Here is a 1,588-nt window from a genome sequence, read left to right on the forward strand (position 1 = left end):
GCCGGAGCAGCGGATGTCTGCCTTGCTCACCGAGCCCGTATCCGGACTGAGATATCCTCCCAACTGGATGGCAGATTCTGAGAGTTGGAGGTTCTCTTCATCTTCAGAAACACCAACGTAAGCGCTTGAATAGAACTCGATGGTGAGCTCGGGCGCCAGAAGGTAGGACAGACTGCTGGTTGTCACTGTTCCCGCTGCATTGATGGAGAAGAAGGCCGGGCGTTGGCCGGTATAGTCATGAGGGACTGGAAGCGGCGTTAAGTCTCTGGGAAGCCACATGAAACCGCGCAGTACATTCATGCTTTGCAAGTAGGCATGCAGGCCAGATACCAGGTCCTGCTGACTGCTCTCTTTGCCTCCACATTCAAGTGGATCTGGGCAGTAGATGAAGGAGCCTGAATAGGTTTTGCTGGTGAGCGCATCTTTGAGCGAAATGCGCTTGGGGAGTTTGGCTTTTCTGGTGGCTACCTTGCTGACAACAAACGCAAAACCACCAGCGTTGTCGCCAGAGTTTGGAGCCAGGTAAAGGCTTTTGCAGGTTTGTTGCAGGAAATCCATTGCTCAGCTCCCAAAGCCCATTCCATCAACGGGGATAAAGACAGAATTCGGGAGCACTGCTCCGCGCTTTTAAGGGAAACATAGGGTGCAGGCAGGCTTCAATTTGCGACAATTGAAGGTTCACAAAGTGAGCTGAAAAGGTTTCATCCGTCAGAAGCTGTTTTCGCTTCACAAATCAGAAGAGATTTGATTTTACTCATAAAAAACAGAGCGTTAGTGCGCCTTACACACCAAATAAGTTGTGAGCTGAAAAATGATCGTGTTTTTGTGCGTTGGTTTGCGTTTTTTACGTGTGAGCTGCGTTTTTTTGTAAAACACACAAACGGCAGGCTGATGGATATTCAGCCTGCCGTTTGCTCTGCCAAATCAGTTTAGGCGAAGGTGACGCCTGCCTTGGTCATTGGGAGTTCGGTCACACGTGGTCCTTTCGCTGCAATGGCATTTGCCAGTGCTGGAGCGGATGGTGGTGTGCCCGGTTCGCCGACGCCTGTTGGGGCTTGTGTGGAGAGGACAATGTGCGTTTCAATCTCGCCGATATCCCCGATGCGGAGAGGTTCGTAGTCCGGGAAGTTTTGTTGGATAACTTCACCGTTCTCCAGAGTGATCTCATCGCGCATGGCGTGGCCAAGGCCGTAGCCGATGCCGCCTTCCATCTGTGCCTTGATCACATCTGGATTGACCGGGATGCCGCAATCAACTGCGCAGGTGACTTTTTCGATCTTCACGCCATTTTCTGCATCACCTGAAATCTCGACAACTTCGGCAACATAGCTGCCAAAGGATTTGTGGACCGCAACACCTTGAGAGCGCCCCTCAGCGCCTTTGCCCCAGTTGCTTTTTTCAGCAGCCAGTTTGAGAACACCCGTCAGTCGTTTTTGATCTGGCGTATCGCCTGCCAGATGGGCCAGACGGAATTCAACCGGATCACGACCCGCTGCTGTTGCAACGGCATCCATCATGGCTTCCATGACGTAGGCGGTGTGGGTGTGACCAACAGAACGCCACCACAAAACGGTTGTGGCTGGGTTGA

Annotated in this window: 1 protein-coding gene and 1 pseudogene; both read right to left on the bottom strand. The window is 52.2% G+C overall.

Annotated features, from left to right (window positions below; genetic code table 11):
• Positions 1–558: pseudogene (locus tag PPL9_RS31630) on the bottom strand (hypothetical protein); the annotation flags it as partial.
• 371 nt (positions 559–929) lie between these two features.
• On the bottom strand, positions 930–1,588 hold a 659-nt coding region (locus PPL9_RS24875; protein ID WP_152986829.1), incomplete at its 5' end, for a molybdopterin cofactor-binding domain-containing protein.

It is taken from the genome of Pseudovibrio sp. POLY-S9, assembly GCF_001431305.1.
Classification (GTDB): domain Bacteria; phylum Pseudomonadota; class Alphaproteobacteria; order Rhizobiales; family Stappiaceae; genus Pseudovibrio.